The organism is Microbacterium sp., assembly GCF_041641055.1.
In the GTDB taxonomy this organism is placed as follows: domain Bacteria; phylum Actinomycetota; class Actinomycetes; order Actinomycetales; family Microbacteriaceae; genus Microbacterium.
The window spans coordinates 182,754-208,773 of sequence record NZ_JBEPZB010000001.1; the positions used below are offsets into that span (position 1 = coordinate 182,754).

General features: G+C 68.6%; 28 protein-coding genes. 8 read left to right on the top strand and 20 right to left on the bottom strand.

The window, feature by feature from the left end:
• Positions 1-47: 47 nt before the first annotated feature.
• From ACESK8_RS00780 to ACESK8_RS00810, 7 genes are all read right to left on the bottom strand, one after another.
• A complete protein-coding gene (locus ACESK8_RS00780) occupies positions 48-596 on the bottom strand; it encodes a GNAT family N-acetyltransferase (protein WP_372966876.1) in 549 nt (182 codons plus the stop codon).
• 51 nt (positions 597-647) lie between these two features.
• Complete coding sequence (locus ACESK8_RS00785; RefSeq protein ID WP_372966877.1) at positions 648-863, bottom strand: DUF2945 domain-containing protein; 216 nt, start codon at positions 861-863, stop codon at positions 648-650.
• A gap of 97 nt (positions 864-960) precedes the next feature.
• Positions 961-1,185, bottom strand: coding sequence for a hypothetical protein (locus ACESK8_RS00790; protein WP_372966878.1), 225 nt, complete (start codon positions 1,183-1,185; stop codon positions 961-963).
• A gap of 80 nt (positions 1,186-1,265) precedes the next feature.
• Positions 1,266-1,583, bottom strand: a complete 318-nt coding sequence (locus tag ACESK8_RS00795; protein ID WP_372966879.1) for a hypothetical protein — start codon at positions 1,581-1,583, stop codon at positions 1,266-1,268.
• Positions 1,584-1,661: 78 nt separating this feature from the next.
• On the bottom strand, positions 1,662-1,928 hold the full coding sequence (locus tag ACESK8_RS00800) for a hypothetical protein (protein WP_372966880.1): 267 nt from the start codon (positions 1,926-1,928) through the stop codon (positions 1,662-1,664).
• Between the two features lie 19 nt (positions 1,929-1,947).
• The gene (locus ACESK8_RS00805) at positions 1,948-2,523 is read right to left on the bottom strand and encodes a hypothetical protein (protein WP_372966881.1); all 576 of its coding nucleotides are present in this window, start codon (positions 2,521-2,523) and stop codon (positions 1,948-1,950) included.
• Positions 2,524-3,100: 577 nt separating this feature from the next.
• Entirely contained in the window at positions 3,101-3,523 is a 423-nt protein-coding gene (locus ACESK8_RS00810) for a hypothetical protein (protein WP_372966882.1), read from the bottom strand.
• A 207-nt stretch (positions 3,524-3,730) separates the two neighbouring features.
• Here ACESK8_RS00810 and ACESK8_RS00815 point away from each other — a divergent pair, with 207 nt between their 5' ends.
• The gene (locus ACESK8_RS00815) at positions 3,731-4,609 is read left to right on the top strand and encodes a phosphoribosylaminoimidazolesuccinocarboxamide synthase (RefSeq protein WP_372966883.1); all 879 of its coding nucleotides are present in this window, start codon (positions 3,731-3,733) and stop codon (positions 4,607-4,609) included.
• Between the two features lie 250 nt (positions 4,610-4,859).
• Positions 4,860-6,215, top strand: coding sequence for a uracil-xanthine permease family protein (locus ACESK8_RS00820; RefSeq protein ID WP_060927061.1), 1,356 nt, complete (start codon positions 4,860-4,862; stop codon positions 6,213-6,215).
• A 163-nt stretch (positions 6,216-6,378) separates the two neighbouring features.
• On the opposite strand, the gene ACESK8_RS00825 is transcribed toward ACESK8_RS00820, so the two are convergent.
• The 5 genes from ACESK8_RS00825 to ACESK8_RS00845 are packed head-to-tail and all read right to left on the bottom strand — an operon-like array spanning position 6,379 to position 12,531.
• Entirely contained in the window at positions 6,379-8,091 is a 1,713-nt protein-coding gene (locus ACESK8_RS00825) for a biotin carboxylase N-terminal domain-containing protein (protein WP_372966884.1), read from the bottom strand.
• The gene (locus tag ACESK8_RS00830; RefSeq protein WP_372966885.1) at positions 8,088-9,683 is read right to left on the bottom strand and encodes a carboxyltransferase domain-containing protein; all 1,596 of its coding nucleotides are present in this window, start codon (positions 9,681-9,683) and stop codon (positions 8,088-8,090) included. Before ACESK8_RS00830 ends, ACESK8_RS00825 begins: the two co-directional genes overlap by 4 nt.
• Entirely contained in the window at positions 9,683-10,483 is an 801-nt protein-coding gene (locus ACESK8_RS00835; protein WP_372966886.1) for a putative hydro-lyase, read from the bottom strand. Before ACESK8_RS00835 ends, ACESK8_RS00830 begins: the two co-directional genes overlap by 1 nt.
• 1 nt (position 10,484) lies before the next feature.
• Complete coding sequence (locus ACESK8_RS00840) at positions 10,485-11,249, bottom strand: LamB/YcsF family protein (protein ID WP_372966887.1); 765 nt, start codon at positions 11,247-11,249, stop codon at positions 10,485-10,487.
• A gap of 4 nt (positions 11,250-11,253) precedes the next feature.
• Entirely contained in the window at positions 11,254-12,531 is a 1,278-nt protein-coding gene (locus ACESK8_RS00845) for an NRAMP family divalent metal transporter (RefSeq protein WP_372966888.1), read from the bottom strand.
• Positions 12,532-12,705: 174 nt separating this feature from the next.
• On the opposite strand from ACESK8_RS00845, the gene ACESK8_RS00850 reads away from it, so the two are divergent.
• A complete protein-coding gene (locus ACESK8_RS00850) occupies positions 12,706-13,362 on the top strand; it encodes a GntR family transcriptional regulator (protein ID WP_372966889.1) in 657 nt (218 codons plus the stop codon).
• Between the two features lie 34 nt (positions 13,363-13,396).
• Here ACESK8_RS00850 and ACESK8_RS00855 read toward each other — a convergent pair whose 3' ends face one another.
• Complete coding sequence (locus ACESK8_RS00855; protein ID WP_372966890.1) at positions 13,397-14,062, bottom strand: TetR/AcrR family transcriptional regulator; 666 nt, start codon at positions 14,060-14,062, stop codon at positions 13,397-13,399.
• 117 nt (positions 14,063-14,179) lie between these two features.
• On the opposite strand from ACESK8_RS00855, the gene ACESK8_RS00860 reads away from it, so the two are divergent.
• Positions 14,180-14,977 (top strand): DUF1266 domain-containing protein, encoded by a 798-nt coding sequence (locus tag ACESK8_RS00860; protein ID WP_372966891.1) that lies wholly within the window; start codon positions 14,180-14,182, stop codon positions 14,975-14,977.
• Positions 14,978-15,070: 93 nt separating this feature from the next.
• Here the strand turns inward: ACESK8_RS00860 and ACESK8_RS00865 are convergent, their stop codons facing one another.
• The 5 genes from ACESK8_RS00865 to ACESK8_RS00885 all read right to left on the bottom strand — a co-directional run bounded on the left by ACESK8_RS00865 (position 15,071) and on the right by ACESK8_RS00885 (position 20,986).
• Positions 15,071-16,066: a LacI family DNA-binding transcriptional regulator gene (locus ACESK8_RS00865; protein ID WP_060927607.1), complete on the bottom strand. Its 996-nt coding sequence runs from the start codon at positions 16,064-16,066 to the stop codon at positions 15,071-15,073.
• A gap of 55 nt (positions 16,067-16,121) precedes the next feature.
• Positions 16,122-17,552: a glycoside hydrolase family 1 protein gene (locus ACESK8_RS00870; protein WP_372966892.1), complete on the bottom strand. Its 1,431-nt coding sequence runs from the start codon at positions 17,550-17,552 to the stop codon at positions 16,122-16,124.
• Positions 17,553-17,557: 5 nt separating this feature from the next.
• Positions 17,558-18,448, bottom strand: coding sequence for a carbohydrate ABC transporter permease (locus ACESK8_RS00875; protein ID WP_060927609.1), 891 nt, complete (start codon positions 18,446-18,448; stop codon positions 17,558-17,560).
• Positions 18,445-19,554, bottom strand: a complete 1,110-nt coding sequence (locus ACESK8_RS00880) for a carbohydrate ABC transporter permease (RefSeq protein WP_372966893.1) — start codon at positions 19,552-19,554, stop codon at positions 18,445-18,447. Before ACESK8_RS00880 ends, ACESK8_RS00875 begins: the two co-directional genes overlap by 4 nt.
• Before the next feature lie 115 nt (positions 19,555-19,669).
• Positions 19,670-20,986 carry an ABC transporter substrate-binding protein gene (locus ACESK8_RS00885; protein WP_060927611.1) on the bottom strand — a complete coding sequence of 439 codons (1,317 nt, stop codon included), beginning with the start codon at positions 20,984-20,986 and terminating at the stop codon, positions 19,670-19,672.
• Between the two features lie 300 nt (positions 20,987-21,286).
• Here ACESK8_RS00885 and ACESK8_RS00890 point away from each other — a divergent pair, with 300 nt between their 5' ends.
• The 3 genes from ACESK8_RS00890 to purQ all read left to right on the top strand — a co-directional run bounded on the left by ACESK8_RS00890 (position 21,287) and on the right by purQ (position 22,851).
• Entirely contained in the window at positions 21,287-21,817 is a 531-nt protein-coding gene (locus ACESK8_RS00890; protein ID WP_060927612.1) for an adenine phosphoribosyltransferase, read from the top strand.
• An 81-nt stretch (positions 21,818-21,898) separates the two neighbouring features.
• Entirely contained in the window at positions 21,899-22,147 is a 249-nt protein-coding gene (purS, locus tag ACESK8_RS00895; RefSeq protein WP_060927613.1) for a phosphoribosylformylglycinamidine synthase subunit PurS, read from the top strand.
• Positions 22,144-22,851, top strand: coding sequence for a phosphoribosylformylglycinamidine synthase subunit PurQ (gene purQ, locus ACESK8_RS00900; RefSeq protein ID WP_372966894.1), 708 nt, complete (start codon positions 22,144-22,146; stop codon positions 22,849-22,851). The genes purS and purQ overlap by 4 nt, the downstream gene beginning before the upstream one ends.
• A gap of 733 nt (positions 22,852-23,584) precedes the next feature.
• Here the strand turns inward: purQ and ACESK8_RS00905 are convergent.
• The gene (locus tag ACESK8_RS00905; protein ID WP_372966895.1) at positions 23,585-24,850 is read right to left on the bottom strand and encodes a hypothetical protein; all 1,266 of its coding nucleotides are present in this window, start codon (positions 24,848-24,850) and stop codon (positions 23,585-23,587) included.
• A 172-nt stretch (positions 24,851-25,022) separates the two neighbouring features.
• Between ACESK8_RS00905 and ACESK8_RS00910 the strand changes: the two genes are divergently transcribed.
• Entirely contained in the window at positions 25,023-25,469 is a 447-nt protein-coding gene (locus ACESK8_RS00910; RefSeq protein ID WP_372966896.1) for a VOC family protein, read from the top strand.
• On the opposite strand, the gene ACESK8_RS00915 is transcribed toward ACESK8_RS00910, so the two are convergent.
• A complete protein-coding gene (locus tag ACESK8_RS00915) occupies positions 25,466-25,894 on the bottom strand; it encodes a DUF1761 domain-containing protein (RefSeq protein WP_372966897.1) in 429 nt (142 codons plus the stop codon). The genes ACESK8_RS00910 and ACESK8_RS00915 overlap by 4 nt on opposite strands.
• Between the last annotated feature and the right edge of the window lie 126 nt (positions 25,895-26,020).

Genomic DNA, 26,020 nt, shown 5'->3' on the forward strand with positions numbered 1-26,020 from the left:
ACGCCCGCGATGAGCGCTCCGACAACACCGCGCAGGTGTCCATTCGACTACTGCAGGGTGGCCCGGAGCTGCGCCGGCGAGAGTGGCCGGTCTGCGTATACGAGCCGCATCGCGGCCGCGTCGGGATTGCCAGCTTCCGGTGCGCGATGCACGAGCTCGAGTCCGAGCTTCTCCGCCACGCGCGCCGACCCGGTGTTGTGTTCGACCAGGTACGCGATCACCGGCCGGTCGGGGTCGATCTCGCGCGCCCGCGCGACACCGGCCCGGGCCAGCTCGGTCGCGAAACCGCGCCCGTGGTGGTCGGCGGCGATCCGGTAGCCCACGTTCCAGACCTCTCCGCCGAGCAGCGTGCATCCGCCGTTGCCGATCACCTCCCCGGTGTCTCGCAGCCGAGCGACCCAGGACCCGAGTCCTGTGGTGCTCCAGCTGCGCTCCCAGCGCTCCATCATTCGCACCGTCTCGTCGCGAGTCGTGTGGCGGAGGCTCGGATAGTGCGTCCAGACCCGCGGATCGCGCTGGATCGCGTAGACCTCGTCGAGGTCGGTCGGCACCGGTCGCGACGGTCGAAGGCGGTCGGTGAAGGTGTCGTCGGTCACGCGTCAAGGGTAGGGAGGGTCACCGACACTGCGCGTCTCGGCACCGTCGAGTCAACTGCGCAACTTCCGGAGGGCTGACCCCTTGTGCGCGGCCTCGTCGCCGCTCTTCTCGGACTTCACGATGTAGGCGGGCTCATCGTCGGATGCAGTGAAGCTCTGCCCGGCGAACCGGAAGTCCTTCGTGCGCTTCTCCTGCACCGTGCCCCTGGTCCGCCCCTGCGGGGTGTTCCAGCTCACGCGGTCACCTTGTGACAGCTCCGTCGCCATGTCTCCTCCACTCGATCCGGTCCAGCGTCGCCGATCAAGGGTGAAAGGTGGCGGGCCTTGACACGGGCGGAAGGGGATGTGGGGTGACGGCCCTCGGTCAGAGTAGGTCCAGCCCGAACGATATCTGAATCAATCCCATCACGACCGCGCCCAGCCCCACGACGAGGATCATCTTCGGGCTCTCCCCGCGGTTCATGGTTGCGTCGGCGAGTGCCTCGCTGAACAGTCGATCACTGGTCCGCCTCAAGAACTGCCAGTAGCGCTTGTGGAAGACCGCAAGGAGAACGCCCAACACGACGCACACGACTCCCGAAACCAGCATCTCAAGACTCCTTCCTCAGTTCGGTCATTCAGACTCAGCACGCCGCGCGTAACCGGAGCATCGGACTTCGTCACGAGCCGTCAAGACCCGAATACGCCGAACGCTTCCATCACGTCGAACGTTCCGAGAACGACGAGAGCAGAGCCGACCAGCACCACCCAGCGCGGCCCGGTGCGCTCGTTCATCGAGGTGTCTGCAACGGGTTCGCCATAAAACCTCTTCAGCCCCGTGTGGATCAGGCGCGGCACCTGCCTCCTCGCAAAGATGAGCAAAACCCCCATAACGATCGGGAGAACTCCGCTGACAAGGGCTATGGGCACCAAACTCGCTCCTTCACCACCAGGACCACTTAACTCCTGCACCGCAACCACCGCCACCACCGCCCATTCATCCACCACAGCCTGTATTCAACGATCATCCGTCTCCGCGCTTGAGTGCTTCATGACTCGAGGCCTCTCCATGACGACGTCTGTGCGCTAACTCGCGAAGAACTGGGTCGCGCCGATCACTCCGGCCACAACCATCGCACTACCGAGCGCGGTCGCGGCTGTCCCCACCACCCCCATCATGAACGGCGTCTGCCTCCCGGCGGAGAAACGAGCGGCCTTCTCGCCGAACATCCGCTTCTGTGATTCGTAGATGTGGTCGTTCAGTCGCCGACGGAAGCGCACGGTCAGGAGCCCAGAACACACAACGATGATTCCGAGCACGAGAAGCGGAAGGATCGAGCTGGTGGAGATCATCGTCCTCCGCCCACCGCATTCACAGTGCCACCGCGCGTCGGACTTCGTGCGCTTCGCCACGCGCCTGGCGGTCAGTGGCGAAACGGTAGCTCGACCCCGAAGGATGCATCGGCTCCCAGCTGAGATCGCCCTCCGGTGTGCCGATGACGACACGGGGTACTGCCCACCCGCGCTGGACGGGGTGAACCTGAGGTTCAGCCAGATCGCCGAGGCGGTAGCGCAGCAGTTCTCGGCGTGAGCCGGGAACTGGTTCTTCGAGTACCACGAGGTCGCCGTCGGTCACCTCGTACCATCCCTTTCCGAACGACTTCGAACCGCTCGGGTGTCCTGTCAGAGTGCCCTTCGCGAACGCCCGCGACAGGCGCACCGTCGGGTCGAGTTCGCGCTCCTTGACCCGCGCAATACGACTGCTGTCGCGTCTCCATCTGAAGACGAAGAGGCCGACGAGAAGTGCGGCGGCCACCACAGCACCGACGGCGAACACCGGACTCCCCGCTTGCGTCACACCCACCGCGAGCCCGCTGAGCAGCAACGCCGCTGCGATGGGCCCCAGCCATCGTGCCGCGACCTCGATCTTCCACGTGGGGACCTGCATGCCGGACATCACCGCCCCCGTAACTTGCGCTCACGCGCTTCCCGGTCGGGGCACATGATGGATGAGCATCCGAAGATCACCCTATTGGGAGCGCACAGGGGCAACCGAGAGTGCTCGCCCGACAACCCCATACGCGGCAGTGATCAGAAGGAAAACGAGGACAGCCAGGAGCACCGCAGCGTTACCCCCTCCCCCAAGCAGCAAGGACGCAAAGAGCAGAATGCCTGCGCAGGCGCCGGCGAGAAAAGCGCTGAACCAAGGTCGGCGCCGAGCGCCCCGCGACTCTCGCATCGTGAAGAATATCGCTATCACGAGCGAAGGAATCGCACCTACAACGGCCAGGGCAAACGTGGAGAACACGAGGCCCCACCAGTTTTGATTGCTGATCATCGTTGATCCGACCAGTGTCACCACCATCAATATTGCGGATATCGCCGCCACCAGGACCGAAGTCAGAGTCAGCAGAATCAACCTGATTACGAGTCTCATTCCACTCCCGTCGCTTCCCCAGGGAGGCTTCGATCTGACATCCATGCCCGAGATCACTGCCGAGGCGTCCCCGGATCGGCGCGGAATCTCACTGCTCACGCGAAAGCTCCACCAGGCGACTGGCGGAATTGTCGTCCGCATTCGGGCCCAGCCAGTCCCGAATCACCAAGTCGCCTTCAACGTGCCAGACACTGAGTGCGAACACCCCAGCGCACGCATCGACGTCCGGGAACAAACTCAGATCGTATTCGTACCCCTCCGGTCCGAGTTGCCACGTCCCAGTGAAATCTCTGCCGTCATCCCAGGCGACATCCTCGACAAATTCGGCCGCAGGTGAATCACACCCCAGATTCGAAGGCCAACCACGCATCTCGAAGGTCTGGTCGTCGTGGATCACGAGTGTCACCCCCTCGTGACTCGGCACGTCCCACGCTCCGACCAGTTCCTCAGGCGTCATATCGCTTGCGGGGACGCCACCACTAGCGGCGCACCCGGAGAGCACCGCAGCCATCGACAGGAGCGTGGCCGCTACGCCGCGACGCCAGCGCCTCGCTGGGTGGATACCACCCATACAGTCCCCCGTCACACGCGCTCGCGCGCTCACGCGCTTTCCGATCGATGCACATGATGGATGAGCATCCGAGGATCAACCTATTGGGTTCTGGCTCCCACCGCGATGATCCGCAGGACGCTCACGAGGACCCGCGATAATGGGCGGGTGAGCACACCTTCCGAAAACAACGCGCAGACCATCCCCGGCTGGCGCCACATCTACTCGGGCAAGGTCCGCGACCTCTACGCCTCGGATGACGCCGACGACACCCGCATCCTCGTGGTCGCCTCCGACCGCGTGAGCGCGTTCGATTTCGTGCTCTCCCCCGGCATCCCCGACAAGGGTGCGCTGCTCACCCGCCTCAGCCGCTGGTGGTTCAGCCAGCTCGGCGATGTCCCCAACCACCTCGCCGACGGAGAGTTGCCGGCGAGCGTCGCCGACCGGGCGATGCTCGCGCAGTCGCTCGAGATGCTGCCGATCGAATGCGTCGTGCGCGGCTACATCACCGGATCCGGATGGGCGGAGTACACCGAGAGCGGCACGGTCTGCGGCATCCCGCTGCCTGCCGGATTGCAGAACGGCGACCGCCTGCCCGAACCGCTGTTCACCCCTGCCTACAAGGCGCCGATGGGCGAGCACGACGAGAACATCACCTTCGAGCAGACCGTCGACCTCGTCGGTCCCGAGCGCGCGGCCGAGCTCCGCGACGCCTCCCTCTCGCTCTACACTCGCGCCGCCGCGATCGCCGAGGAGAAGGGCCTGATCCTCGCCGATACGAAGTTCGAGTTCGGGACGGATGCCGACGGCATCCTGCACCTGGCCGACGAGGTGCTCACCAGCGACTCCTCCCGGTACTGGGATGCCGAGGCCTGGCGTACCGGTTCGACGCCGAGCGAGCGCATGGCGAGCTTCGACAAGCAGATCGTCCGCGACTGGCTGGCCGCGAACTGGGACAAGCAGGGCGAGCCGCCCGCATTGCCCGAGGATGTCGTCGAGCGGACCGCTGCTCGCTACCGCGAGCTGATCGAGCGCCTCGGGGCCTGAGGCTCGGTACCGCCCCGATCCCTCCCTTTCTCGCGCGCTGCGAAGGAGATCTCACCCAGCGAAGGGGCGATCGGCGGATGCGGCCCTTCGTTGCGCGAGTTCTCCTTCGTAGCGCGAGTTCTCCTTCGCAGCGCGAGTTCTCCTTCGTAGCGCGCGGCAGCACCCAGCGCCCCCGGCCACACCCAGGCAACACTCAGGAATCGGTAGTGTTGCTCCAGCACTCCCACTCCCCCGATCCTGAGGAGCCCGCATGCCCCTGTGGAAGACCCACGGCGACGGTCGGACCGTCGCACCCGGCGCCGTCGTCGCGCCCGACGAGCGCCTGAACTGGCCGGCCACGATCGCGATCGGCGCGCAGCACGTCGTCGCGATGTTCGGAGCCACGTTCCTCGTGCCGACGCTGACCGGCTTCCCGGTCTCGACGACGCTGCTGTTCAGCGGCCTCGGCACGCTGATCTTCCTGCTCATCACGAAGAACCAGCTGCCCAGCTACCTCGGCTCGTCGTTCGCGTTCATCGCCCCGATCACGGCCGCCGTCGCGGCAGGCGGCACGGGTTCGGCCCTGGCCGGAGTCGTCGCGGTGGGCCTCCTGCTCACCGTCGTCGGACTGGTCGTGCAGTTCGCCGGCCTCCGCTGGGTCGACGCGCTGATGCCCCCGGTGGTCGCCGGCGCGATCGTCGCGCTGATCGGCTTCAACCTGGCCCCGACCGCCTGGAACAACTTCAAGATCGACCCGGTGACGGCCACCATCACGCTCGTCGCGATCATCCTGTTCGCGGTCTTGTTCCGCGGCTTCCTCGGCCGGATCTCGATCTTCCTCGGCGTCGCGGTGGGCTTCATCTACGCCGCGTTCACCGGCTCGTTCGACGTGCCCAACGCCCTGCGCGGAGGCAAGACTCCCGCTGAGCTCATCGCCGACGCCCCCTGGGTCGGCCTTCCGACGTTCCAGCTCCCCGACTTCATCGCCCCCGGCACCTGGTCGACCATCGCGATGTTCCTGCCGGTCGTGCTGGTGCTCGTCGCCGAGAACGTCGGCCACGTGCGCGGCGTCGCGACGATGACCGAGGACCCGGCCATCAACAAGCACACCGGGCGCGCGCTCATCGCGGACGGTGTCGCCACCACGATCGCGGGCGGTTTCGGCGGCTCGGGCACCACGACCTACGGCGAGAACATCGGCGTCATGGCCGCGACCCGCGTCTACTCGACCGCGGTCTACTGGGTGGCCGGACTCTTCGCGATCCTGCTGGCGTTCTCGCCCAAGGTCGGCGAGGTCTTCAACTCGATCCCCGCCGGCGTGCTCGGCGGCGCGACCACCGCGCTCTACGGCCTGATCGGCATCATCGGCATCAAGATCTGGGTCGACAGCAAGGTCGACTTCTCCCGTCCGGTGAACCAGTACACCGCGGCGGTCTCGCTCGTGATCGGCATCGCGGGCTTCTCGATGCAGCTCGGCGACTTCTCGTTCGGCGGCATCGTGCTCGGCACGGTCGCCGCTCTCCTGATCTACCACCTGGGCAACCTCATCGCCCGGGCGCGCAAGACCGGCGCCGACGACCCTCGCCCGCTCGAGCCCGTGGGACCGCTGGGCGGCGACCCGGCGTAGAGACCGACGCCCGCCGTGCACAACTCAGCATGGACTCGCCAGAACTCGGCCGCAAGGGCAGTCTGCGCCTGATCCGTCCGGTTCGTGCTGAGTTGTGCACCGCGCCGCGGGCTGACGGCACCGCGCGGCGGGCCGACCGCCTCGCGCCGCGGCGGTGACGACCTCAGGCGATGACGGCGAGCACCCCGTCGGCCGCGATCATGGCCGAGAGCTCGGCCCGGTGCGACAGGATGCCGGCGCGGTGAGCGGTGACCGTCGTCTCCATCTTCATCGCGTCGAGCACGGCGACCGGATCGCCCTCCGCCACGCTCGCCCCGTCGTCGACCAGCCACCGCACGATCGTCCCCGGGGTCGGAGAGCGCAGCTCGGTCGGGTCGGACGCGGATGCCGCGGCGCCGCCCTCCGCCAGCCCGCCGAGGCCGGCGAGCAGGGCCATCGGCAGTCCGAGCACGACCCGGCGCCCGTCGATCTCGACCGGGAAGCGCTGCAGCACCGCGTCCGGTGCGGGGGCGGGCCGCGGCTGCGGCTCCAGCCGAGGCAACAGGGTGCTCTCGATCCACTGCGTGTGCACCGCGAAGGTCTCGGTGGCGAACGCCTCGTCGTCGAGCGCGAGCAGGTCGAACGGGATGACCGTGGCCGGGCCCCCGACCGAGAGCTCGCGCAGCGCTCGCCGCGCCCGCACGAGCGCCGCGTCACGATCGTCCGCGCGCACGATGAGCTTCGCGATCATCGAGTCGAAGGCCGGCTGCACCACGTCGCCCGCCTCGATGCCGCTGTCCCAGCGCACGCCGGGTCCGCCGGGGATCCGCAGCGCGTCGACGCGGCCGGGACTCGGCAGGAAGCCGCGGCCCGGATCCTCCGCGTTGATGCGGAACTCGAACGCGTGGCCCTTCGGGGCCGGAGTCTCCGAGAACGAGATCCCCTCCCCGAACGCGATGCGGAACTGCTCGCGCACGAGATCGGTGCCTGTCACCTCCTCGGTGACCGGATGCTCCACCTGCAGCCGGGTGTTCACCTCGAGGAAGGAGATCGTCCCGTCGGCCGCGAGGAGGAACTCCACCGTGCCCGCCCCGCGATACTGCACCTCGGCGCAGATCGCCCTGGCCGCATCATGGAAGCGCGTGCGCTGATCGCCTGTGAGTCCCGGCGCCGGCGCCTCCTCGATGAGCTTCTGGTTGCGTCGCTGCATCGAGCAGTCGCGGTCTCCGACGACCACGATGCCGCCCTGACCGTCGCCCAGCACCTGCACCTCGATGTGGCGCGGACTCTCGAGGAACCGCTCGACGAAGCACTCGCCCCGGCCGAAGGCGGCGATGGCCTCGCGGGTCGCGGCGTCGAACGCATCCGCGACCTCGGAGAGCTCCCGCACGACCTTCAGGCCTCGACCGCCTCCGCCGAATGCGGCCTTGATGGCGATCGGGAGTCCGTGCTCCTCCGCGAACGCGACGGCCTCCTCGGGGCCGCTCAGCGGCTCGTCCGTACCCGCCGCCAACGGCGCTCCCACACGCTGCGCGATGCGCCGGGCGGTCATCTTGTCGCCCAGCGCGTCGATGCTGTCCGGTGAGGGACCGATCCAGATGAGACCGGCGGCCTCGACGGCACGCGCGAACTCGGCGCTCTCCGAGAGGAATCCGTAGCCGGGGTGCACGGCATCCGCTCCGCTCGTCCGAGCCGCCGCGAGCAGCGCGTCGATCGAGAGATAGGTCGTCGCGGCGGTGTCGCCGCCGAGCCCCACGGCCTGATCCGCGAGCCGCACGTGCAGTGCATCGGCATCCTGGTCGGCGTAGACCGCGACCGAGGTGTATCCGGCTTCCGCGCAGGCGCGGATGACGCGCACGGCGATCTCTCCGCGATTGGCGATCAGCACCGTGGTCATGAGGTCTCCTTGATGGTGAAGCGGATGCGCGCGCCCGGCGGCAGCTGGCCCGCGAGGTCGAGACTGCGATCCGTGAGGGCGCCGATGATGGGGTATCCGCCGGTGAGGGGGTGGTCGGGGAGGAACAGCACGGGCTGGCCGTCCGGGGGCACCTGGATCGCCCCCGTGACCGCGCCCTCGCTCGGCAGTTCTCCGCTGATCGACCGCTCCAGAGGCACGTCGCCCTCGAGTCGGATGCCGACCCGGTCGCAGCGGGGCGTCACCGTCCACTCCTGAGAGGTGAGGGTGTCGAGCGCCGTCGCCGTGAACCAGTCGTCGCGAGGGCCGAGCGTGATCTCGAGGTCGACGAGGTCGCCGGGCTCCGGGAGAGCGCGCGGAGACACCTCGGGCTCGACGGGATGCGGAGCGACGTTCCCCACTCGGAGCACGTCGCCCGCTGCCAAGGGCGCAGGTCCGAGGCCGGCGAGGGTGTCGCTCGCACGGCTGTCGAGCGCCGGTTCCACCGCCAGGCCGCCTCGGACGGCGATGACGTACCGCAGGCCGCTGACCGGATGCGCGAGGGTGAGCTCGTCGCCGTCCACCGTCGCGAAGGGCGCGCCATGCGCGATGCGCCGCCCCACGCCGTCGGCGTCGACCAGGTCGAGAGAGCCGACAGCGCCCGTGACGGCGGCGACCCCGGCGCCGCGGAACCGCAGCACCGCACCGCCGACGCTCTCGAGCACGGCCGCACCCGTCGAGTTGCCCACGGCGCGGTTCGCCTCGCGCATGGCGCGACGATCGGCAGCCCCGGACGCCGAGACGCCGAGCGCCGCGAAGCCAGGCCGACCGGCATCCTGCACCAGCAGCTGCATCGACGGACGCACGACCTCGATCGCAGCCTCAGCGGCAGTCGAAGAATCCGGGTCCGTCGCGCTCGCGCCGGCGTGGCGTCCGGCGACATCCCGTGCGTCGGCGCGGTCATCTGCGTTCTCCGCCATCACGGCCTGCGCCCGCACCTGCTCGAACCGGACCGTCGTGCCGGGCGACAGCAGCGCCGGCGGGTCACGGTCGATGTCCCACATCAGAGCATCCGTACGTCCGATGAGCTGCCATCCACCCGGGCTCTCGCGCGGGTACACGCCGGTGAAGGGACCGGCGAGCGCGACGGATCCGGCCGGCACACGCGTGCGGGGCGACGAGCGGCGGGGCACGTCGAACAGCGGATCGCTGCTCACCACATATCCGAATCCCGGGGCGAAGCCCGAGAAGGCGACCTTCCAGTCCGCCGCGAGGTGGCGGCTGACGAGCTCGTCCGCAGACACCCCCAGCAGCGATGCCGCCTCGTCGAGGTCCTCCCCGTCGTACCGCACCGGCACGGTGACCTCGCCGGTGGCCGGCAGCTGCGCGGCGTCGATCTCGGTCGCGGCGAGCGCGTGGGGGAGATCGGCCGCCGACACCACCAGGGGGTCGAAGCGCACGAGCACGGTGCGGGCCCCGGGGATCCGCTCGACCACGCCGCGCACGCCGTCCCAGGCGAGGTTCAGCCGCATCGCCTCGTCGAGGTCGGCCGCCTCGACGAGAAGTGCGCGGTCGGATGCCGTGAGGATGCGCATCAGACGAGGTACTCCGCATCCGGCACATCGGTGATGAACATGTAGCCGGGAGCGTGCGTGATGGCGAACGGCGGCCTGGACGCCATGATCGCGGCCTGAGGGGTGACGCCGCACGCCCAGAACACCGGCACCTCGCCCTCGCGCACCTCAGGGGCGTCTCCGAAGTCCGGCTGCGACAGGTCGGCGATGCCGAGGGAGGCCGGATCGCCGATGTGCACCGGGGCACCGTGCACGGCGGGGGTCCGTCCGGAGATCTGCACGGCATCCGCCACCCGGTCCGCCGGGATCGGCCGCATGGACACGACCATCTCGCCGCTCAGGCGGCCTGCCGGAGTGCAGGCCACGGCGGTGCGGTACATCGGCACATTGCGGCCGAGCTCCTGGTGGCGGATCGGGATGCCGGCCTGCACGAGTCCGGATTCGAAGGTGAAGCTGCATCCGATGAGGAAGGAGACGAGGTCCGGATGCTCCGCCCATGCCGCCGTCGCGTCGGACACCTCCTCGACCAGTTCGCCGTCTCGCCAGATGCGGTACCGGCCGATGTCGGTGCGGATGTCGCTGCCCGGCGCGAGCGCCGACTCCACCTGGCCCTGCTCGACGACCTCGAGCACGGGGCACGGCTTCGGATTCCGCTGGGTGAAGAGCAGGGTCTCGAACGCCCAGTCCGCCGGCACCGAGATGAGGTTCGCCTGCGTCAGCCCGGCGGCGACACCGCTGGTCGGCTCGGCGTGCCCCGCACGGATGGCGGCACGGGCCGCACGCGAGGCGGCCAGCTGGTCGGGGGTGGCGAGAACGGTCATGTCAGACTCCCGCGAACGGTGCGATCGTGATGCCGGCGTCCTGCAGCATCCGCTTCGTCTCCGCCGCCATCGCGACCGAGCCGGGGCTGTCTCCGTGCACGCAGATCGACTGTGCGCTGACGGGCACGTCGGTGCCGTCGATCGCCCGGATCACTCCGTCGGCGGCGAGGCGCACCATGCGCTCGGCGACGGCGGCCGGGTCGTGCAGCACCGATCCCGGCTCGGTGCGCGAGACGAGCTGCCCGTCGGGCTGGTACGCCCGGTCGGCGAAGGCCTCCGCCGCGACCTGTAGTCCGGCGCGCTCGGCGACGTCGAGCACGACGCCTCCGGCCAAGCCCAGGAGCACCAGGTTCGGATCGATCGCGCGGATCGCCGCCACGACATCCTTCGACTGCCGCTCGTCGCGCGCGATGGTGTTGTAGAGCGCCCCGTGCGGCTTGACGTACGAGACCGTGCCGCCGACGGCTGCCGCGAGACCCATCAGCGCTCCGAGCTGGTACTCGACGTGCGCCTGCAGAGTGGCCGAGTCGATGTCGACCTTCGTACGACCGAAGTTCTCGTAGTCGCGGTAGCCGGGGTGCGCGCCGATCACGACGCCTCCGGCCACGGCGCTGGCGAGCGTCGAGCGGATGCCCTCCGGACTCCCCGCGTGGAAGCCGCACGCCACGTTGGCGCTCGTCACGAGACGGAGCATGCTCTCGTCGTCGCTGACGATCCGGTCGGGGACGTTCTCGCCGAGATCGGAGTTCAGATCGATCGATGTCATGGGGTCACGCTCCGATACCGAGGAAGGCGAAGATGGGGCCGACCGAGACGATCCCCATGTACCAGGTCAGCAGCGTCACGAGCGTACCGGCGACGAGCAGCACCATCGGGTACTTCTTCGTGCCGAGCAGGTCGCGGCGGAACCAGCCGATGTACATGAAGACCGTGAGGCCGATCGGGAGGATGAGTCCGTTGAATCCGCCGACGAACACGAGGATCGCTGCGGGCGCCGTGCCGATCGACAGGTAGACGATCAGCGACACGACGATGAAGGCGACGGTGGCGAGCTGCAGCGGCCATCCGCCGCGGAGCTTCGTCGTGAAGGTCGAGAGGAAGGTCGCCGAGGTGTAGGCGGCACCGATGACGGAGCTGATCGCCGCGGCCCAGAAGATCGCGCCGAAGATGCGCAGCCCCGCGTCGCCGAGGACGGCGCCGAAGGCCTGCCCTGCGGGGTTCGCTGCCTGGCTCGACAGGTCGAGCGAGACTCCGGAGGCGACCACGCCGAGGATCGCCAGGAACAGCACGTACCGCATCACACCCGTGACGAGGATGCCGTTCGCCGCGGCGCGCATCACGGGACCGGCCTGCTCGGGACCGGTGTGACCGGAGTCGAGGTAGCGGTGGGCGCCGGAGTAGGTGATGTATCCGCCGACCGTTCCGCCGACGATCGTGGTGATGGTGGCGAAGTTGAGCTCGTCGGGCACGAAGGTCTGTCGCAGCGCCTCGCCGATCGGCGGCTGCGCGATCACCGCGACGACCACGGTCATCACGATCATGCCGACACCGAGCACGACGAGCACGATGTCCATGACCGGCCCGGCCTTCTTGATGAGGAAGATGATGATCGCGAGGCCCGCGGTGAGCGCACCGCCGAGCTTGGGGTCGATGCCGAGCAGCGCGTTCATCCCCAGTCCGCCACCGGCGATGTTGCCGATGTTGAAGGCCAGACCGCCGATGACGACGAGCACGGCGATGACGTGGCCGGAGAACGGGATGGCCCTGTTCGCGAGTTCCCCGGCGCGCATGCCGGAGGAGGTGATCATCCGCCACACGTTCAGCTGCACGGCGATGTCGACGAGGATCGAGACGAGGATCGCGAAGGCGAACGCCGCCCCCATCGTCGCGGTGAAGGTGGCGGTCTGCGTGATGAAACCGGGGCCGATGGCGCTGGTGGCCATCAGGAAGATGGCGCCGATCACGGCGCTGCGGCCGGCGCGTCTCTTCGCGGCGGAGAGCCGGACTTCGTCTTCGGCGGACAGCGGGGCTGCGGTGTTCTCTGACATTGCGGGGGATTTCCCATCGTCGTTGGTGGGTGTCGAGTGACCCCCAGTGTAGAACGGAATAGGGATTATTGTTCAACAACTTTGTTTCGGCTGTGCTACGAAGACGTTGCTTTCACATGTTCGGAACGCCTGATCCTCGAACGATCCACCGTCTCCGCCACCTACGATGAAGGCATGAACCAGCAGGGCATGCTCGCCGACGCGCTCCGTCAGCAGATCATCGACGGCGCCTTCGCCCCCGGTTCGCGCCTGTCGGAATCCGCGATCGCCGAGCACTTCGGCGTCGCCAGGAACACCCTGCGCGAGGCGTTCCGCGCCCTCTCCGAGCAGGGGCTCCTCGAGCACATCCCGCACCGCGGCGTGTCGGTCGCATCCCCGTCGATCGCCGACGTCATCGACATCTACCGCGCGCGGCGGATCATCGAATGCACCGCGCTCCAGCAGTCGGAGCCGGAGCATCCCGCCGTCCAGCGCATGCAGGAGGCGGTCCTCGCCGCCGAGGCCGCCGCTCGGGATGCGCTCCTCGACGACACCGAGACCTGGCGCGCGGTCGGCAGCGCCAACATGGCGTTCCACGTCGCCCTGGTCGACCTGGCCGACAGCCCTCGGCTCGCACGGACCTACCGCGACCTGGCGGCAGAGCTGAGACTCGCCTTCCTGAAGATCGACGACCCTCGATCTCTGCACGAGCCGTTCGTCCGCAAGAACCGCGCCGTGCTCGACACCTTCCTCGCCCGCGGTGCGCAGGCGGGCGCCGCGGAGCTCGAGCGCTACCTCGTGCAGTCGGAGCGGGTCGTGCTCGGGGCCTTCGCCCGGATGCAGCTGGGCTGAGTCGGTCGGCCGAACACGGGCTCGGCAGGCATCCTCACTCCTCGGAGCGCAGCGCCCCCGTCGCACGGAGGCGGATGTCTTCAGCGCGAGGCGCGAGAGGCAGCGGCAGGTCGCTCTCGGGCTCCGGCAGACCGTAGAGCCGATGCATCCAGCGGCGAGCGTCCTCGAGGGGGAAGGTGTCGCCGTAGACGGCGAACTTCATGAAGATCCCCTCCAGGGTGCTGCGCAGCATGATCTCCTCGAGCGCCGGGTCGGCGGCGCCTCGCGCCGCGAATAGGGCACGCACCCGGTCCTCCGCGATCCTCGCCTGCTCGCCGTGGCGCTCCTCGGACTCCGCGAACAGCCGGTGCGTCTTCGGCTGCTGCTGCAGTGAGAAGACCGCGCGCTGCACGGGCAGGGCGTACCCGGTCGCGAGCAGCGCTCCGTCGATGATGCCGGCGAGGCGCTCATCGGCCGAACCCTCTGCCTCGGGGATGCCGAACAGCGTCTCGAACCACCGATCGACGACGGCCGAGACGAGGTGATCCTTGCCCCCGAAGTGGTAGCTGACCAGGCCCTGGGCGACGCCTGCACGCTGCGTGATCGCCGCGATGCTCGCCCCGGAGACGCCGTGCTCCGCGAACAGCGCGGTGGCCGCATCGAGGATGGCCTCCCTCGATCGCTCGCGGGCGGTCCGGTTCTGATCGTCTGAACGTGCCATGGTGTGTCCGCTCCCCAGCATTGGACGACTTCGGTTTCCCCCCGGGACGCTATATATTAGCGACTGAACGGCTATTCAAGCTATGAGCGGCCTCCGCGCCACGGCCCCGGGAGAGTGATGAGTCCCACGCGATGGTTCACCCGCTCCCACGGGCTCACGCCGTCCGAGCAGTTCTCCGACTCAGACTCCGACGCCAATGCGCTCGCCCTCGGCCTGATGCAGATCCGCAGCCTGCCCTCCGGAGCCTGGAACGATCCGACCGCGCCCTACCTCAGCAGCAGCGGGCTCGAGGTGCTGGTCGATCAGTGGGGGGTCGGCACGCGCGGCGAATGGCTGAACATGATCGACTTCCTCGCCACCGCTCGTCGACGCCGTCATGCCTGGGTGCAGCACCTCGGCATCCGCAACCACCTCGCCATCACGTCTGGTCGGACACCGACGGCGAAGGAGTGGCTCGCCGCGATCACCGTGGAAGGAGGGGACGCGCGGGATGCGGGCCCGTTCGTCGCCGGCATCGAGCGCGTCGAGCATGAGGTGCGTTCGCACGTGGGCGCCGAGGTCGTCACGCCCGAGCTGTTCGTGCGCACACTCGACGCCTACGCGCTCGGCCAGGCTGTCGCGATGGCGACCTGGGGCGTCGCCCTCGGGCATGCCGACATCGGGGAGGCCCGCGCGATCATCCATCGCGTGAACAGCGACGCCAGACGCTCGTTCCTGTCATGGGCGGACTTCGGCCTCAGCTATCTCACCGGTCGCGTCATGCACTGGAGCGACGGCGATGTCGACGACACGGCGTTCGACAAGTTCGGCGACGGGTGGGAGACCTTCCGGGCGGCGACCCGCCGCGGAGCCCCCTGGGCGGCCCTGCCCTGGCATGTTCCCACCGAGGCCAGATCCTCCTCGCGGATGAGGTGAGCACAGACCCGTCGATGCGGGCCGACCCGGAGGGGGCGTCAGGTCCGCATCGACGTCCTCCCTGCGGCTGCGTTCTGCGGCTGCGTTCTGCGGCTACGACGAGGCGCGCACCACGAGCTCGGTCGGCAGGATCGTCGTGTGCGCGGGGTCGCGACCGGCCAGGCGCGAGAGCAGCACGGCCGCCATCGCCTCGCCCTGTGCGTACATGGGCTGGCGCATCGTGGTCAGCGGCGGATCGGTGCTCACCGCCACGGACGAATCGTCGAAGCCGACGAGCGCGACGTCTTCGGGCACCCGGATGCCGGCGGCACGCAGAGCCGTCAGAGCGCCACGAGCCATCAGGTCGCTCGCCACGAAGATCGCGTCGGGGCGACCGGCCGCGAGGATGCGGCGCGCGGCATCCGCTCCGCTCGTCTCGCTGTAGTCGCCCGCCTCCTCGGCGAAGGGCGAGAGCCCAGCCTCGGCGAGCGCCCCACGGAAGCCCTGCACTCGGTCGACGGACGACACCATGGTCATCGGCCCCGAGATCGTCGCGATCCGCGTGCGGCCCGTCTCGATGAGATGGGCGGTGGCTGCTCGGGCGCCGGCGACATTGTCGACGTCGACCACGTAGTCGCCCTCGCGGATCCGCACCGGCCGACCACCCCAGACGACCGGCACGGCGTCGGCGACGCGGTCGATGAACGCATCGCTCGTGTGGTGGGAGACGATGAGCGCGCCGTCGACCCCGCCGTTGCGCACGAAGCTCGTCATCTTGTCGCCGGGGTCGTCGCTCGCGATGAGCAGGTTCAGCAGGTAGTCGGAGCCACGCAGAGCGCCGGTGATGCCCGCGACGATCGCCGCGAAGAACGGGTCGCCGAAGAAACGCGTCGTGTCTTCGGGGACGATCAGCGCGATCGCGTGCGTCTGCCTCGAAGCGAGGGAGCGCGCTGCGCGGTTGGGGACGTAGCTGAGCTCCTCGATCGCGCGCTTGACCGCGACGAGAGCCTCGGGGCTCACGGCCGTCGAGCCGTTCACGACGCGCGACACCGTCGACCGCGATACCCCGGCAGCGGATGCCACCTCTTCGATGGTCGCTCGTGACGACACGACTCTCCCTCCGTCCGGCAGTGACGCCGGATGCGCCCCGTGCCGCCGACCGGCGTCAGAGAGCCCGGGCGGCGATGATGCGAGCGTACTCCCGACCGGAGTCCTTGAGGCTCCGCTCCTGCGTGTCGTAGTCGACGCGGACGATGCCGAACCGCTTGTCATAGCCCCACGCCCACTCGAAGTTGTCGAACATCGACCAGTAGAAGTAGCCGCGCACGTCGACCCCGGCATCCGCGGCATCCAGCACCGCGCCGAGGTGCAGGCGCAGGAACTCGGTGCGGTCCTCGTCGTGCACCCGCGTCTCGCCGTCCTCGATCACGGCGACGTCGTCGTAGGCTGCGCCGTTCTCGGTCATGTAGAGGACGGTCCCTGCGGGCTCGGCGTACTCGGTCCAGATGCGCTGCAGCAGGCGGGTGAGCCCCTCGGGCTGCACCTCCCAGTTCTGGGCGGTGCGAGGCAGGCCGCGCTCGACCGCATGGATGCCGTCGCTCGAGGGGTACGGGCTGCGCCCCGGCCTGTCGGTCGCCGGGCCACCGCCGACCGGCGCCACCTCGGGAGCAGCCCCCGCGACGAGGTCGCCGTGGTAGTAGTTGACGCCCTGCGTGTCGATGCGCTGCGAGATCACATCGAGGTCGCCGTCGTGCACGGCCTCTGCGAACCGCGCCACGGCGCCGGCATCCACCGCCCTGATGTCCCTGATGATGTCGTCGGGGTACACGCCGCGGTAGATCGGGTCGAGGAACCAGCGGTTGAACTGGCCGTCGACGCGGCGCGCCGCGTCGATGTCCGCAGGGTTGTCGGGGTCGGCGGGGTCTGCGACCGTGTGGTTCAGCGTGATGCCGAGGTTCAGGCTCTCGTCACGTCCCCGGAGCTCGCGGACGGTCTCGCCGTGGGCGAGCAGCAGGTGGTGCGCCGACAGCAGTCCTTCGGCGACGCTCGTGTGACCTGGCGCGTGCTCCCCGCCTGTATAGGAGAGGAACGACGAGCACCACGGCTCGTTCAGGGTCGTCCACACGTTCACGCGGTCGCCCAGAGCGTCGTACATCGTGCCGGCGTACTCGAGGAAGCGTCCGACGGTGTCACGGTTGGTCCACCCGCCGGTCTCCTGCAGCGCCTGCGGCATGTCCCAGTGATACAGCGTCAGCCAGGGCAGGATGTCGTTCGCGAGCAGCTCGTCGACCAGGCGCTCGTAGAAGTCCACGCCCTTCGCGTTCACCGCGCCGCCGTCGGGCCGGACGCGCGACCACGAGGTCGAGAAGCGGTACGTCTGCAGCCCGAGCTCCTTCATCAGAGCGACGTCCTGCGGATAGCGGTGGTAGTGGTCGCATGCCACATCGCCGTTGTCGCCGCCGATCACGGCACCGGGCTCCCTGCTGAAGGCATCCCAGATCGACGCGGTGCGCCCGTCTTCGAAAGCCGCCCCTTCGATCTGGTACGCCGCTGTCGCGGCGCCGAACAGGAAGTTCTCGGGAAAGGCACGGGTCATAGGGGTCATCCTTTCACCGCGCCCGCCATGATGCCACTGACCAGCTGCCGGCCCGCCACGACGAAGAGGACGAGCAGCGGAAGGGTCGCGAGCACCGCACCGGCGAGCACGATGGAGTAGTCGATGTAGTAGCCGGACTGCAACTGGCTGAGCGCCGTCTGCAGCGTCGGGTTCTGAGGGGAGAGCACGATCAGGGGCCACAGGTAGTCGGTCCACGCCGTCATGAAGGTGAAGAGGCCGAGGATCGCCATGGCAGGACGGGCGGCCGGGATGCCGACGGTGAGGAACGTGCGGAACTGGTTGGCGCCGTCCATCCGCGCCGCCTCGATGAGCTCGTCGGGGATCACGTCGACCAGGTACTGCCGCATGAAGAAGACACCGAAAGCCGTCACCAGTGTCGGCACGATGACCGCACCGATCGATCCGGTCCAGCCGAGCTCGCGCATCAGCATGAACAGCGGGATGATGCCGAGCTGGGTCGGGATCGCCATCGTCGCGATCACGAAGATCATCAGTCCGTCACGACCCTTGAAGCGCAGCTTGGCGAACGCGTAGCCGGCGAGGGTCGAGAACGTGACCACCGACACCGTGATGATCCCGGAGATGAGGAACGAGTTTCCCAGAGCCAGCCAGAACGGGATCGCATCGAACACCTTGGCGGCGTTCGCGAAGAAGTTCCCGCCTGGGAACAGGGGCAGGGTCTCGCCCCTCGTCGCGTTCGTGCCGCTCGCCACGACGACCGACCACCACAGCGGGTAGACGCTGCCGATGATGAACGCGGCCAGCAGGCCGTAGGTGAGGAAGCCGGGGCGGCTGCCGATGCCGGCGTTGCCGCCGACGGCCGCGCGGCGCTTCCGGATCTTCTCGGGGACGCTCAGCGCCTGGGTGGCGGTCATCGCGCGTTCTCCTCGGTGGTGGTGGCGATCGTCGTACCGGCAGCTGCCGTGTCGGTGGCGCTGCCGGTGGTGGCGCTGCGCGCACGTCGGCGCGCAGCGCGGCTCTTCGGAGCATCCCCTGTCGAGATGCGCTGCGAGATGAGGAAGTTGATCAGCCCGATCCCGACGATCAGCACGAACAGCAGGATCGCGACGGCGGATGCCTGGCCGAGATCGCGGCGGAAGAAGGCGAGGTCCCACAGGAACAGCACCGTCGTCTGGAACTGCCTGTCGCTGCCGCCGATGCCGCCGGCGGAAGACACGTCGAACAGGCGTGGCTCGGCGAAGATCTGCAGACCGCCGATGGTGGCGGTGATGATCACGAAGATGAGCGTCGGTCGGATCGTCGGGATCGTGATCGAGAAGAAGCGACGGGCGGCTCCCGCCCCGTCGAGGGCGGCCGATTCATAGAGGTCGCGCGGCACGGCCTGCATGGCGGCGAGCAGGATCAGGGCGTTGTACCCGGTCCAGCGGAAGTTCACCATCACGGCGATCGCGATGTGCGACAGGGCGGTGTCCTCCTTCCACTGCTGGTCGGCGATGCCGACGAGGTTGAGGAGATTGTTGGCGAGGCCGTCAGCCTCGTTGAAGATGCTCGAGAAGATGATGGCGATCGCGACGGGGGTCACCACGAACGGGATCAGCACACTCATCCGCCAGAACGTGGGAGCGCGAAGGCCTCTGTCGAGGAGGTAGGCGATGAAGAGGGCGACGGCCAGCTGCGGCACCGCGGACAGCAGGAAGATGCTCAGCGTGTTGAAGATCGAGTTCCAGAACATCGAATCGGCCAGGATCGCGGCGAAGTTCCCGAGACCGATGAACTCGCCTTCGCCTCTGAGCAGATCCCATTCGTGGACGGCCACCCAGACGGTGTAGATCAGGGGGAAGAGACCGAACAACCCGAACAGCAGGAAGAAGGGCGAGATGTAGAAGTACGGAGAAGCGTTCTGGTCGAACCGCGAGAGGCGGTGCCGCCAGGGACGCCGCGATGCGGCATCCGCTGTCGCGGTCTTCGCGCGCTTCGACGACGCCACCGTCGTCTCCGAGCGCTCATGGGTGAGGGTCATGGCTCTTCCTTGGTCCTGGTCCGGGGCGTCCGAGGTGCTCCGGTCGCAATCCGTGTCGCCCGCCCGTGAGGGCGACGCGGCACGAACTGCGACCGGAGCGGATGCGGTGGCTGGTTCAGTCGACCAGCTTGTTCAGGAGCGCGATCGCGGCATCCCAGGCGCCCTGAGTGTCGGTCTCGCCTCGGTCCAACCCGCTGAGGGCGGGGCCGAAGACGTTCTCCTGGATGATGGAGTCGTCTGCGCCCTTGAACTGCGCGACGACGCCCTTGGCCCGCTCCGCGAGGATGGCACCCGTGGGCGCACCGTTGAAGAACTCATTCGGCGTCGCGTCGGCCGCGAGGGTCTCCTGTGCCTTGATCGTCGAGGGGAAGTTGCCAGCCGCGGCGGACTGCTTCACCTGCTGCTCAGGCTGCGTCAGCCAGTCGGCGAGGTCGGCCGCAGCCTCCTGGTGCTGCGAGGACTCCGAGATCGACAGCCACGCGCCGCCCCAGTTGGCCTGGCCACCGGGGAAGACGTCGGCGAAGTCCCACCCGGTCGACGCGTCGCCGCCACCGGCCTCGACCTGACCCTGAACGATGCCGAGCATCCATCCGGGGCAGACGAAGGTGGCGAAGGATCCGTCGACGAACGACTTGCCGCCGTTCCAGTCCCATGCCTTCTGTGCGGCCGACTGACCGCCCTCGGTCGCAGCCCCGAGCATCTCGAAGCGCTCCTTGAGCTCGTCGTTGCCCTCGACGTTGAGCTCGCCGTCAGCGGTGTAGTAGCCCTCGTCGAGCTGGTTGACCATGGCGTTCCAGACGAAACCGGAGTGGTCGTACCAGGCCTTGCCGGTCTTGTCGGTGTACTCCTGGCCCACGGCGAAGTAGTTCTCCCAGTCGCCGTTCAGCAGTTCTGCGACGGACTCGCGGTCGCTCGGCATCCCGGCGGCCTCGAATGCGGCGCCGTTGTAGCAGATGCCGCTGGGGCCGATGTCGGTGCCGTAGCCGATGACGCGCCCGTCAGGGTCGGTGACCTGGTCGTACTTCCATTCGAGCCAGTCGCCCTTGCGGTCCTCGATGCCGTGGTCGCGCAGGTCGATGAAGGTGTCTGGCGCGTCCGCCATGATCGCTCCGAGCCAGCCCTCCTCGATGGCGACGATGTCGCTGAGGCCGGAGCCTGCGCCGATCTTGGTGAAGACGTCGGTGCGCGCGTTGCCACCGGTGTCGATGTTGGTCGCCTCGATCGTGACGTTCGGGTGCGCCTTCTCGTACTCCTTGTAGAGGTCTTCGTATCCGAAGGTGCCGAACGTGGTGATCGTCAGGGTCACCTTCTCGTCGCTGGCGGCGCCGTCGCCGCTCTCAGGGCCGGAAGCTGCGCAGCCGGCGAGAGCCAGGGCGGAGACGGATGCCGCGGCTGCTGCCGTGAGGATCCGCTTGCGGGCACGTGTGTTCACAGTTCACTCCTTTGTGGTGGGTCGTGCGGTGGTGGTGCGGTGGTGCTCGGGGTGGTGCGGTGGTGCTCGGGACTGTGCGGCGAGGTTCCTACGACGATTTCTCGTGAGGTCTTCCCGAGAATCTCGTGGGAGCGCTCCCACGCACTGTCCAGCGACTCTATGGGAGCGCTCCCACGCTGTCAAGCCCGAGTCATGTACTCCATAACTCCGGAAAGCGAGGCTGCACGAGCCCCCTCAGCCCTGTGTGCCCCAGTTGCGATGCGATTCTCCGGAGTTGTGGACGCGGCGTACCCTTGACCGGTGCCCGACACCGAACTCTCCCCCGCCCTCGTCCGCGCCGCATCGCTGATCCGCAGCATCCCGGACTATCCGGAACCGGGCATCGTCTTCCGCGACATCACGCCCCTCCTCGCCGACGCCGAGGCGCTGCAGGCCACCACCGAGGCGATCATCGCCCCGTTCGCCGGCCAGTTCGACGTGGTCGCCGGAATCGAGGCGCGCGGGTTCATCCTCGCCGGGACTGCGGCGATCGCCGCCGGGGTCGGACTCATCCCGATCCGCAAGGCCGGCAAGCTGCCCCGACCCGCAGCATCCGTCGACTACGCCCTCGAATACGGCACGGCCACGATCGAGATGCACGACGACCTGCCCGCCGGATCCCGGGTCCTGCTGATCGACGACGTGCTCGCCACGGGCGGCACGCTGGCCGCGGGACGCGAGCTGGTCGAGCGCCTCGGCAGCCACGTCATCGGCATCTCGGTGCTGTTCGAGATCGACGGTCTGGGCGGTCGCGATGCGATCGGCGACCTGCACACCGTGTTCCACGCCTGAGGCTCGACCGACCGCGTCGGCCGACTCACGTAAGCCGGTAGACTTGACGCGCCCGTCCGCCCGCGACTTCCGGAGCCGTTCATGCCCACCATCGTCGTCGACGTCATGCCCAAGCCCGAACTGCTCGACCCGCAGGGGAAGGCCGTGTCCGGCGCATTCACCCGGCTCGGCGTCGAGGGATTCTCCGATGTGCGCATCGGGAAGCGCTTCGAACTCACGGTCGACGGCGAGGTCACCGACGAGGTGCTCGCCGAGGCCCGTCGCATCGCCGACGAGGTGCTCTCCAACTCCGTGATCGAGGACGTCGTCGGCATCGAGGTCGCCGAGTGACCGTGCGCATCGGCGTCGTCACCTTCCCCGGCTCGCTCGACGACCGCGACGCCCAGCGCGCCGTGCGCATCGCCGGTGCCGAGCCGGTCGCACTGTGGCACGGTTCGCACGACCTCGAGGGCGTCGACGCCCTCGTGCTTCCCGGCGGATTCAGCTACGGCGACTACCTGCGCGCCGGCGCCATCGCCGCACTCTCGCCGATCATGGCCGAGGTCAAGGATGCCGCGGCCAAGGGCATGCCGATCCTCGGGATCTGCAACGGCTTCCAGATGCTCGTCGAAGCGCACCTGCTGCCCGGCGGACTGATCCGCAACGACCACCAGCACTTCGTGCGTCGCGATCAGAAGCTCACGGTCGAGAACTCCGACACCGCGTGGACCAACCGCTTCCGCACGGGCCAGGAGATCACGATCCCGCTCAAGAACGCCGACGGCGGCTACATCGCCGATGAGGAGACGCTCGACCGTCTCGAGGGCGAGGGACTCGTGGCGTTCCGCTACGCGGGCGTCAACCCCAACGGCTCGCTGCGCGACATCGCCGGACTCACGAACGAGGCCGGCAACGTCGTGGGGCTGATGCCGCATCCGGAGCATGCGACCGAGGCCGGATTCGGTCCGGACACGACCGTCGCCATGCGCTCGGGCGTCGACGGGCTGGACTTCTTCACCAGCGCGATCGCCGCCGTCGCCCGCGTCGCCGCGTAAGCGCAGCGCACGTCCTTCCGCGTGACTGGCATGTGGCCTGCCGGGGTCAATAGGGCATCCGAAACAGGCCTGCCGCGTGCGCAACTGACCCCGCACCGCCCGCAGCGTGCGTAACTGACCCCGCACCACCCGCAGCGTGCGCAACTGACCCCGCACCGATGAGCCACCCCGCGCCCGTGACGCCGACGTGCGTGCGCGCGGGTATGGCCGTGCGGGGTCAATTGAGCATCCGAAACGGGCCTGCCGCGTGCGTAATTGACCCCGCACCGCCCGCCGCCTGCGCAACTGACCCCGCACCGCCTGCAGCATGCGCAACTGACCCCCCGCCGATGAGCCACCCCGCGCCCGTGACGCCGCCGTACGTGCGCGGCTGGCATGTGGCCTGGCGGGGTCAATAGAGCATCCGAAACGGGCCTGGAGCATGCGCAACTGACCCCGCACCGCCCGCAACGTGAGCAACTGACCCCGCACCGATGAGCCACCCCGCGCCCGTGACGCCGACCGTGCGTGCGCGGCTGGCATGTGGCCTGGCGGGGTCAATAGCGCATCCGAAACGTGCCTGCCGCATGCGCAACTGACCCCGCACCGCCCGCAGCATGCGCAACTGACCCCGCACCGAGGTCGGCGGCGGAGGTGACGGCGGCGGAGGTCGGCGGCGGAGGTGACGGCGGCGGAGGTCGGCGGCGGAGGTGACGGCGGCGGAGGTGACGGCGGCGGAGGTGACGGCGGCCGGTCAGTCGGCGGGCAGCTCGAACGGGTTGTCGCCCGCGGCCGCGAGCAGGTACCAGGCCGTCGCACCGGTGTGCAGGCTCGCGTAGTAGAGGTCGCCGAACCCCGAGTCCAGGCCGTCGGTCGACGTCGCCACGATCCCCTTGCCGTCGCCGTTGGGCGCGTCGCGCTGACCGAGGCGGATGCTGCTGAGCAGCGACTCGGCGCGGTCGGCGTCACCGGGCGCATCCCGCAGTTGGAGCGCCAGCGCCAGGTGACCGCTGCCCTCGAACCAGACCTTGGACACATCGGTGTCGCTGATCGACGGTCCCTCGTACGGACCGTCCGTCGCGATCAGGTTGTCGAGCGTCCAGTCCAACGACGTGTCGTACCGGGGGTCGCCCGTGGCGAGCGAACTCCACGTCTGCGCATCGAGGGGGATCGGACGCGTGTTGATGGTCGAGCCGTCGAGCAGCGTCCCGGTGTCGACGTGGCCATCCGCGCTCTGCATCGCCGCGACGAACCCGCTCGCGACAGCCGCACGCTCGCCCCACACGGGATCGCCGGTCAGTTCCGCCAGTTGGGTGAAGAATCCGGCGATGTCGCTGTTGTGCTCGGTGGACTTCCACTCCAGCGACGAACCGTTCTCGAGCTGCCCGCCGGTGTACCCGAAGGGCGCGCGCACCATGTCGGCCGTGTTCGTCTGGATCCACTGCGCGAGCTGCAGCGCGCCGTCGAGGTACTTCTGCTCCCCGGTCGCGTGGAAGAGCCGCGCGAGAGCCATGCCCACCCAGGCCTGGTTGCCGGTGAACGTGCCGGGGCCGGTGATCTCGACACGCCCCTGCCGTATGCCGTGCGGCTCGTACGACGTGCGAACACGTCCGTCGCCGATCGGGTCGTTCTCCTGCACGAAAAGGAGAGTGTCGCCGACGGTCTGTGCGCGGCGGATGTCGTCGGGCAGCCCGCGAGCCGTGTACGCGATCACGACGAGGGCGTCGTCGTAGACGAACGAGGGCGTGAAGTCCCAGGTCGGCAGGTCGGTGAAGAATCCGCCCTCGTAGCTGCGCGGCAGGCAGTGCCCTGCGCCGTCGCAGAACTGGTCGACGCGGGCATCGAGGAACTCGTACGCCAGCGAGACGGAGAGCGTCGGATCGGGGGCTGCGCCGTCGGCCGCCGGGTCGTCGGTCGAGGAGTCGCCGGAGGCTGCGGTCGCCGCTCCCGCGAACAGTGCGGCCGCGACGAGGGCGGCGGCGACGATCCACGGAGCGGAGCGGCGCGACGGACCCGACATGAAGACCCCTTCGGTCTGAGCCGCGATCCGAGCGCACGGCTCGCGGGCGACCGGCAGGTCACGAGCAAAATGCTCGCATACCAGGAAGTACGGGCGGAAGAGGCGAAGGTCTACACTTTCGTCGCGCGTGCGTCCCGAGTGCGCGGTCGCACTCCGCGAGTAGCATGCCCCCATGCCCATCACCCTGGAGAACGTCGGCATCGCCGTCCGCGACCTGGAGGCCACGATCGCCTTCTTCACCGACCTCGGCCTCAGCGTGCTCGGCCGCGACGAGGTCAGCGGCGAGTGGGCCGATACCGCGGTCGGCCTCGACGGCAATCATGCGAAGATCGCCGTCCTGCAGACGCCGGACGGCCACGGGCAGATCGAGCTGTTCGAGTACATCCACCCGGATGCGATCGAGACTGAGCCCACCCTGCCGAACGAGATCGGCATGCACCGGATCGCGTTCGCCGTCGACGACATCGACGAGTCCCTCGCGATCGCGGCCAGGCACGGGCACCACCCGTTGCGAGGCGTCGCCGACTATCAGGGCGTGTACAAGCTGACCTACCTGCGCGGTCCGAGCGGGATCCTGCTGATGTTCGCGCAGGACCTCACGAAGACGACGTCCGGTTAGCCCAGCGCCGGGGGCCACACCCCGATGATCAGCGACATCACCACGATGGTGACGAGCTCATGGGCGATGTTCATCGTCGTCAGCGCCGTCGGGCGCCCCTCGAACGCGTCGTGCGTGATGAACCGGGCCGCGGTGAATCCCGCCCACAGCAGGACGCCGGTGACGACCGCCGCCCAGAAGAAGGATCCGTCGTAGAAGTGCCAGGCGATGGCGGATGCTCCGGCCAGCACCCACGCCGTCGCGAAGCTGACGAACACCGTGGTGATGATCGCCATGGTCGCGCTCGAACCCGGCCGATCCATGTCGACGTTCGCGAGCTTCGACCAGCGCGTGCCGAACACCTTCGGCGCGTACCAGATCGAGCCGACGATCATGCTCGAGGCCGTGGCCAGCAGCACCGCCCAGTAGTTGATCTCGGGAACCATGACAGCCTCCAGTCGTCGGATGCCCGAAGCATACTCCCAGCCTGCAAGCGGCCACGGAGCGACGTGGAATATCACATGCCCGAATCGATTCGATCACGGTTATGGCAATCATGTAAGCGTTTGCAC

What these genes read in the sequence shown, in the direction of transcription:
- ACESK8_RS00785 (WP_372966877.1), bottom strand. Translation starts at nt 863, where the DNA reads ATGGCGACGGAGCTGTCACAAGGTGACCGCGTGAGCTGGAACACCCCG.
- ACESK8_RS00790 (WP_372966878.1), bottom strand. Translation starts at nt 1,185, where the DNA reads ATGCTGGTTTCGGGAGTCGTGTGCGTCGTGTTGGGCGTTCTCCTTGCG.
- ACESK8_RS00800 (WP_372966880.1), bottom strand. Translation starts at nt 1,928, where the DNA reads ATGATCTCCACCAGCTCGATCCTTCCGCTTCTCGTGCTCGGAATCATC.
- ACESK8_RS00805 (WP_372966881.1), bottom strand. Translation starts at nt 2,523, where the DNA reads ATGCAGGTCCCCACGTGGAAGATCGAGGTCGCGGCACGATGGCTGGGG.
- ACESK8_RS00810 (WP_372966882.1), bottom strand. Translation starts at nt 3,523, where the DNA reads ATGGCTGCGGTGCTCTCCGGGTGCGCCGCTAGTGGTGGCGTCCCCGCA.
- ACESK8_RS00820 (WP_060927061.1), top strand. Translation starts at nt 4,860, where the DNA reads ATGCCCCTGTGGAAGACCCACGGCGACGGTCGGACCGTCGCACCCGGC.
- ACESK8_RS00825 (WP_372966884.1), bottom strand. Translation starts at nt 8,091, where the DNA reads ATGACCACGGTGCTGATCGCCAATCGCGGAGAGATCGCCGTGCGCGTC.
- ACESK8_RS00830 (WP_372966885.1), bottom strand. Translation starts at nt 9,683, where the DNA reads ATGCGCATCCTCACGGCATCCGACCGCGCACTTCTCGTCGAGGCGGCC.
- ACESK8_RS00835 (WP_372966886.1), bottom strand. Translation starts at nt 10,483, where the DNA reads ATGACCGTTCTCGCCACCCCCGACCAGCTGGCCGCCTCGCGTGCGGCC.
- ACESK8_RS00840 (WP_372966887.1), bottom strand. Translation starts at nt 11,249, where the DNA reads ATGACATCGATCGATCTGAACTCCGATCTCGGCGAGAACGTCCCCGAC.
- ACESK8_RS00845 (WP_372966888.1), bottom strand. Translation starts at nt 12,531, where the DNA reads ATGTCAGAGAACACCGCAGCCCCGCTGTCCGCCGAAGACGAAGTCCGG.
- ACESK8_RS00850 (WP_372966889.1), top strand. Translation starts at nt 12,706, where the DNA reads ATGAACCAGCAGGGCATGCTCGCCGACGCGCTCCGTCAGCAGATCATC.
- ACESK8_RS00855 (WP_372966890.1), bottom strand. Translation starts at nt 14,062, where the DNA reads ATGGCACGTTCAGACGATCAGAACCGGACCGCCCGCGAGCGATCGAGG.
- ACESK8_RS00860 (WP_372966891.1), top strand. Translation starts at nt 14,180, where the DNA reads ATGAGTCCCACGCGATGGTTCACCCGCTCCCACGGGCTCACGCCGTCC.
- ACESK8_RS00870 (WP_372966892.1), bottom strand. Translation starts at nt 17,552, where the DNA reads ATGACCCGTGCCTTTCCCGAGAACTTCCTGTTCGGCGCCGCGACAGCG.
- ACESK8_RS00875 (WP_060927609.1), bottom strand. Translation starts at nt 18,448, where the DNA reads ATGACCGCCACCCAGGCGCTGAGCGTCCCCGAGAAGATCCGGAAGCGC.
- ACESK8_RS00880 (WP_372966893.1), bottom strand. Translation starts at nt 19,554, where the DNA reads ATGACCCTCACCCATGAGCGCTCGGAGACGACGGTGGCGTCGTCGAAG.
- purS (WP_060927613.1), top strand. Translation starts at nt 21,899, where the DNA reads ATGCCCACCATCGTCGTCGACGTCATGCCCAAGCCCGAACTGCTCGAC.
- ACESK8_RS00905 (WP_372966895.1), bottom strand. Translation starts at nt 24,850, where the DNA reads ATGTCGGGTCCGTCGCGCCGCTCCGCTCCGTGGATCGTCGCCGCCGCC.
- ACESK8_RS00910 (WP_372966896.1), top strand. Translation starts at nt 25,023, where the DNA reads ATGCCCATCACCCTGGAGAACGTCGGCATCGCCGTCCGCGACCTGGAG.
- ACESK8_RS00915 (WP_372966897.1), bottom strand. Translation starts at nt 25,894, where the DNA reads ATGGTTCCCGAGATCAACTACTGGGCGGTGCTGCTGGCCACGGCCTCG.